Here is a 6,422-nt window from a genome sequence, read left to right as displayed (position 1 = left end):
GTGGACTGAAACGGCGTGTCCCCGCGCAGCCCGATGAGCTGCGACACCCCACCCATACCAGGCACCACCAGCAGCGACGCCGTGATCCCCGCCGCCATGAGCAGCGACGACCCCGTGTGCCACCTCCGCCTCTCCGACCTCACGCACCCCAGACTACGGCAGCCCATCTGCCGGCCCGCCCTGCTCTGCCTTCCCGTGCAGCTACCAGTACCCAGCCCCACCTCATGCCCCACTCCGTGCAGCTACCAGTACCCAGCCCCACCTCATGCCCCACTCCGTGCAGCTACCAGTACCGAGAGGCGGAAGTCAGGTACCTTACTTCCGCTTCTCGGTACTGGTAGCGACCGTGCAGCCCCCTCGGTACTGGTAGCGACCGTGCAGCCCCCTGCTCCCGCAGTGGTACCCCGTGAGTCCATTTCATTCAGGTCGCTCCGATCCGTGGCACCCTCACCAGACCGAGTGGTCTACTCAGGGACATGACTACCCCATCACGCAGCATCGCCATCATCGGCGCGGGACTCGCCGGCACCGGGGCCGCACTCGCCCTGGCCCGCGCGGGTTTCCGCGTCGACCTCTACTCCGACCGCACCCGGGACTCCCTCCTCAACAACGTCCCCGCCACCGGCACCGCCATCCTCTTCGGCGCCTCCCGCACAGCAGATGCCCGGATCATCGACGACCCCTACGCCGGCATCCCCGCCGCACACTTCGCCGCCAGCGCCGCCGGCCTCGCCAACCCGGACAACCCCACCGGCGTCGACAGCTTCCCCGCCAGCTACTCCTACGAGGCCCAGTCGGTGGACCCCCGGCTCCGCGCCGACGACCGGCTCGACGCCTTCCTCGACCTCGCCGACCCAGACAAAGACAAAGACACCCACCAGGACGCCACAGACAGTGCCTTCCACGTCGGCACCGTCACCCCCACCGACCTCGACCGCATCGCCGCGTCCCACGACCTCACCCTCCTCGCCACCGGCAAGGGCGGACTGGCCGACGCCTTCGCCACCGACCACGACCGCACCCCGTACACCGGCCCCCAGCGCCGGGTTCTCACGGTCACCGCCACCGGCCTTCCCTCCGACCACGTCTTCACCGGACGCACCGGTGGGGAACAGTCCGACCGCCTGACCGACGCGACCGGACGCCCCGTCAACAACGCCCTGCTCTCCCTCCACGAGGAGGGGGAGGTCTTCGTCGGCCCGTACCTGCACAAGGACGGTCTCGAATCCTGGGTCATCCTCGCCTGGGCCAGGCCCGGCACCGCCACCGAGCAGGCGTTCGCCGAGGCCACGGACGCCGAGTCCGCCCTGCGCATCCTCCAGGACCTGCACCGCCGCGTCCTCCCCGATGTCGCCGACGACCTCGACCTGCTGCGTCCCGTCGACGCCGACCCGCACTCCTGGCTCAAGGGTGCGGTCACCGCGCGGGTGCGGCGTCCGGTCGGGTACACCGCCGGCGGCCACCTCGTCGCCGCGCTCGGCGACACCGCCATCGCCGTCGACCCGATCGCCGGGCAGGGCGCGCAACTCGGCGACTGGCAGGTAGCCGCCCTCGTCGACGGACTGGTGGCAGCCGAGACCGCCGATCAGGCCTGGGACGCCGACCTCCTCACCGACCTCTTCGAGGCCCACTGGACCGACCACGGCGCCGCCGGAGTGGCCGTGACCTCGCTGTTCCTCGGCGATCCGCTGTACGCCGAGGTCGCGGGCGCCTTCTTCAGCAACGCCGCCACCGACCCCGCCTACGCCACCGCCCTGTTCAGCCTCTTCTCCGAACCCGCACCCGCCCTCACCCTGCGCACCGCGGAGGACGTGGCCGCGCTGGCCGCGTCCTTCCGGAACCGGACGACCGAGCGGACGACCGAGCAGACGACCGACCGGACGACCGACCGGACGACCGACAAGGTCACCGCATGACGCGCCGCATCCGGTTCAACGCCTTCGACATGAACTGCGTCGTCCACCAGTCGCCGGGACTGTGGCGCCACCCCGAGGACCACTCACGCGACTACACGGACCTGCACTACTGGACCGGGCTGGCACAACTGCTGGAGACCGGGTACTTCGACGGCCTGTTCCTCGCTGACGTCCTCGGACTCTACGACCTCTACGGCACTTCACCGGACACCGCCCTGCGCACCGCCACCCAGGTCCCCGTCAACGACCCGCTCCCACTGGTCAGCGCCATGGCCGCGGTCACCGACGACCTCGGGTTCGGGCTGACCACCGGCACCGCCTTCGAGCACCCCTTCCCCTTCGCCCGACGCATCACGACCCTCGACCACCTCACCGACGGGCGACTCGGGTGGAACGTCGTCACCGGCTACCTGCCCTCGGCGGCGGAGAACACACAGTCCCACGGCCAGCTCGACACCTTCGACCACGACGCCCGCTACGACCACGCCGACGAGTACCTCGAGGTGCTCTACAAACTGTGGGAAGGTTCCTGGGAGGACGACGCCGTCCTCGCCGACCCGGTCTCCGGCGTCTACACCGACCCGTCGAAGGTCCACCCGATCAACCACGCCGGTGAGCACTACACGGTGCCCGGCATCCACGTCTCCGAGCCGTCACCGCAGCGCACACCGGTGATCTTCCAGGCCGGGGCGTCCTCCCGCGGCAGCGACTTCGCCGCCACCCACGCCGAGGCCGTGTTCATCGCCGCACCGACACAGGACAAGCTCGCGGCAGTGGTGCGCACCCTCACCGCCAAGCTCGAGGACGCCGGACGCTCACGGTCCGACATCGTCATCTACGCCCTGCTCACCGTCATCACCGACGCCACCGAGGACGCCGCGCAGGCCAAGGCCGCCGACTACCGCAGCTACATCGACCACGAGGGCTCCCTGGCACTGATATCCGGTTGGATGGGCGCGGACTTCTCCGCCTTCGACCTCGACGACCCGGTCGCCGGCATCGAGTCCAACGCCATCCAGTCCGCCGTCGCCGCGTTCCAGCGCTCCGCAGGTGAGGAGGGCCGCGAATGGACCGTCCGCGAGCTGGCCGAGTTCGGCGGCATCGGCGGACTGGGGCCGGTGCTCGTCGGCTCCGGGGAATCGATCGCCGACCAGTTGGAGGAGTGGGTCGACACCACCGGTGTCGACGGGTTCAACCTCGCCTACACCGTCACTCCCGGCACCTTCCGCGACGTCATCGACCATGTCGTCCCGGTACTGCAGGCCCGCGGCGAGTACCCGACCTCCTACTCCCCCGGCACACTGCGGGAGAAACTCTTCCCCGACCACACCGGTCCTCGCGTCCCCGACAACCATCCCGCCGCCCGTTTCCGGCCCGCCGCGACGCCCGCCGATTCCGCCGTACCCACCGATTCCGCCACTCTGACAGGAGCCACCTCATGACCACCGCCCTCCCCACCGACGCCGACCTCGCCGCCCGTTTCCGCCCCGTCTTCGACGGTATCGCCCTCGGCGCCGCCGACCGTGACCGCAACCGCGAGCTGCCCCATGAGCAGATCCGGCAGCTGCGGGACGCCGGCTTCACGGCCCTGCGTGTCCCCGTCGAACACGGCGGCCTGGGAGCCTCCGTCCGCCAGTCCTTCGCCCTGCTCACGGACCTCGCCACAGCAGACCCGAACCTCACCCAGGCACTGCGGGTCCACTTCTCCACCGTCGAGGGATTCCTCGCCGCCGGGGACACCGAGGGGCTGCGCCGCGCCGGGGAGGGGGTCATCTACGGCAACGCGATCTCGGAGAAGGGGGTCGGTGCGGTCGACCGGTACCAGACACGGCTGACCCCCACGGACAACGGGAACTACCAGCTCAACGGCACGAAGTTCTATTCCACCGGAACGCTCTACGCGGACGTGGTCAGTGTCGCCGCGGACCTTGACGGGCGGCGGGTGACGGTCCTGGTTGACTCGGACGCGCCCGGCGTCCACCAGTTCGACGACTGGGACGGCTTCGGGCAGCGGCTCACCGGCTCCGGGACGACCGTGTTCACCGCGGTGCCGGTGGCCGCCGGTACGGTGACCGAGGGCGGATACGGGGATGCCGGACATGTCATCGACACCGCCTACCTGCAGCTTTTCCATCTTTCGGCGCTGGCCGGGATTTCCCGGCGCGCCGCCGATGACGCCCGTGACCGGGTGATCTCGCGGAAGCGGACGTTCAGCCATGCCCCGGCGGACCTGCCCCGGGAGGATCCGTTGATCCAGGCGGTGCTCGGCCGGGTGTACGCTGCGGCATCGGTCGCCCGGGCTGCGGTCCTGGCGGTGGCGGACGCGGTGGCGTCGTCCTTCGGCTCCCCGGAGGACGTCGCGTTGATCGACGCTGCGGAACTGGCGGCGTCCGAGGCGCAGGTGGCGCTGGTGCCGTTGGTGCTGGACGCCGTGACCGAGGCCTTCGAGACCGGCGGGGCCTCGGTCGTGTCGGAGAAGCTGGACCTCGACCGGCACTGGCGCAATGCGCGGACACTGGCGGTGCATAATCCGGTGGTCTACAAGCAGCAGGCGGTGGGACGCTACCACCTGACCGGCGACGGGCTGGTCTTCGCCTGGTCCGCCGGGGTGCGCTGAGTCGGGGCGACAGCGTCCCACGCCGTCATGAGCCTCAGGAATGAGCCTCACCCCCTTCCATTCAGGGGTTGGGCAAACCGTGGCACCAGCCCCAGACCGAGTGGTCTACTCGTAGGCATGACAGCACCAACCACATCCACCGCGCCCACTGCGTCACCCCGCGAACCCCGCGAAACCCAGTCCACACAAGCCCCCCGCTCATCCCACTCATCCCACGCATCCCGGACCGCACCCGCGGTCCCCTCCCCCACCGAGCTCCGCGCCGCGTGGGCGTCGATTCCGACCCCGATCACCACCCTCGCCGCCGTCATCGACGGACGGCCGGTCGGACTCATCGTCGGCTCGTACGTCGGCCTCTCTCTGGAGCCCGCCCTCGTCGCCGTCAGCGTCCAGAAGACCTCCCGCTCCTGGCCGCTGCTGCGCACCGCCGGTCACCTCGGAATCTCCGTCCTCACCACCGCCCACGCCGGGCTCGTCCGCCAGCCCGCCGGCCCCGTCGACCAGCGTTTCGACGGCATCACCTGGGACAGTGACCGCGACGCGGTCCTCCTGGAGGACGCCGCCGTCCACCTCACCGGCCACATCGTCAACGAGCTCGACACCGGCGACCACGTCACCGCGGTTCTGCAGGTCGACCACCTCGTCCAGCACGCCCCCTCCGCCGCGCCGCTGGTCTTCCACGGCTCACAGATCACCACGATCGGAGAACTGTAGTGTCCACCACGAGCATCACCGACAATCTCCGGTTCGCCTACTGGGTGCCGAACGTCTCCGGCGGCCTGGTGGTCTCCGACATCGAGCAGACCACCGACTGGGGCATCGACTACAACCGCCGTCTGGCCCGTACCGCCGAGCAGGTCGGCTACGACTACGCGCTGACCCAGGTCCGCTACCTCGGTTCCTACGGTGCCGAGTCGCAGCACGAGTCGGTCAGTTTCTCCCTGGCCCTGCTGGAGGCCACCGAAAAGCTGAAGATCATCGCCGCAGTCCACCCCGGGTTCTGGCAGCCCGCCATCCTCGCCAACCTCGCGACGACAGCCAGTGAGCTCTACGGGGGCCGCTTCGCCCTCAACGTCGTCTCCGGCTGGTTGAAGGACGAGTTCCAGAAGTTCGGTGAGCCCTGGCTGGAGCATGACGAACGGTACCGCCGTTCAGGCGAGTTCCTGCAGGTCCTCCGCGCGATCTTCGCCGGCGACCACGCCGAGTTCAACGGGGACTTCTACCGCCTCCACGACTACTCCGTCAGTCCGCACCCGACCATCGCCCCCGAACTGTTCCAGGGCGGCAATTCCTCAGCCGCACAGTTCAACGGTGGCCATTTCGCTGACTGGTACTTCCTCAACGGTGCCCCGGTCGACGAGCTCAAGCTCCAGATCGACCAGGTCCGGCGTCACGCCGAGGACGCCGGACGCGAGGTGAGGATCGGTGTCAACGGTTTCGTCATCCTCGAGGACACCGAGCAGCAGGCCCACGACAAACTGCGCGACATCATCGCGCAGGCCAGCGAGGAGGCGGTGGCGGGATTCGCGGAGTCCGTGAAGCAGGCCGGCCAGTCCACCGCCGACGGCAAGGGAATGTGGGCGAACTCCTCCCTGGAGGATCTCGTGCAGTACAACGACGGTTTCCGTACCGGGCTCATCGGTACCGCCGACCAGATCAGCGAGCGTATCGAGGAGCTGCGGTCGATCGGTGTGGACCTCGTGCTCACCGGGCATCTCAACTTCCAGGAGGAGGTCGAGCGCTTCGGCCACGAGGTCATCGCACCGTTGCGCAGCAACACCCCTGTCGCTGCCACTGCCCACGTGTGACCACGGTCGTCCCCCGGCACCGGGGTCTTCTGCACCTGCTCCCCTGCCGGCGATGTCCCGGCACTCACCGCGCAGCGTGAG

Annotated in this window: 5 protein-coding genes; all 5 read left to right on the top strand. The window is 69.4% G+C overall.

The window, feature by feature from the left end:
- Nucleotides 1–476 precede the first annotated feature (476 nt).
- A complete protein-coding gene (locus QZV72_RS01200) occupies nucleotides 477–1,916 on the top strand; it encodes an FAD-dependent oxidoreductase (RefSeq protein ID WP_297004205.1) in 1,440 nt (479 codons plus the stop codon).
- Complete coding sequence (locus QZV72_RS01195; protein WP_297004203.1) at nucleotides 1,913–3,358, top strand: LLM class flavin-dependent oxidoreductase; 1,446 nt, start codon at nucleotides 1,913–1,915, stop codon at nucleotides 3,356–3,358. The genes QZV72_RS01200 and QZV72_RS01195 overlap by 4 nt, the downstream gene beginning before the upstream one ends.
- A complete protein-coding gene (locus QZV72_RS01190) occupies nucleotides 3,355–4,533 on the top strand; it encodes an acyl-CoA dehydrogenase family protein (RefSeq protein WP_297004201.1) in 1,179 nt (392 codons plus the stop codon). The genes QZV72_RS01195 and QZV72_RS01190 overlap by 4 nt, the downstream gene beginning before the upstream one ends.
- A gap of 117 nt (nucleotides 4,534–4,650) precedes the next feature.
- The gene (locus QZV72_RS01185) at nucleotides 4,651–5,247 is read left to right on the top strand and encodes a flavin reductase family protein (protein WP_297004199.1); all 597 of its coding nucleotides are present in this window, start codon (nucleotides 4,651–4,653) and stop codon (nucleotides 5,245–5,247) included.
- Nucleotides 5,247–6,341: a dimethylsulfone monooxygenase SfnG gene (sfnG, locus tag QZV72_RS01180; RefSeq protein ID WP_297004197.1), complete on the top strand. Its 1,095-nt coding sequence runs from the start codon at nucleotides 5,247–5,249 to the stop codon at nucleotides 6,339–6,341. Before QZV72_RS01185 ends, sfnG begins: the two co-directional genes overlap by 1 nt.
- The last annotated feature ends 81 nt before the right edge of the window (nucleotides 6,342–6,422 follow it).

This window comes from uncultured Corynebacterium sp. (assembly GCF_902782855.1).
Classification (GTDB): domain Bacteria; phylum Actinomycetota; class Actinomycetes; order Mycobacteriales; family Mycobacteriaceae; genus Corynebacterium.
Note: the sequence above shows the minus strand (reverse complement) of the source record. Positions and strands in the feature narration are given on the sequence as shown.

What these genes read in the sequence shown, in the direction of transcription:
- QZV72_RS01200 (WP_297004205.1), top strand. Translation starts at nt 477, where the DNA reads ATGACTACCCCATCACGCAGCATCGCCATCATCGGCGCGGGACTCGCC.
- QZV72_RS01195 (WP_297004203.1), top strand. Translation starts at nt 1,913, where the DNA reads ATGACGCGCCGCATCCGGTTCAACGCCTTCGACATGAACTGCGTCGTC.
- QZV72_RS01190 (WP_297004201.1), top strand. Translation starts at nt 3,355, where the DNA reads ATGACCACCGCCCTCCCCACCGACGCCGACCTCGCCGCCCGTTTCCGC.
- QZV72_RS01185 (WP_297004199.1), top strand. Translation starts at nt 4,651, where the DNA reads ATGACAGCACCAACCACATCCACCGCGCCCACTGCGTCACCCCGCGAA.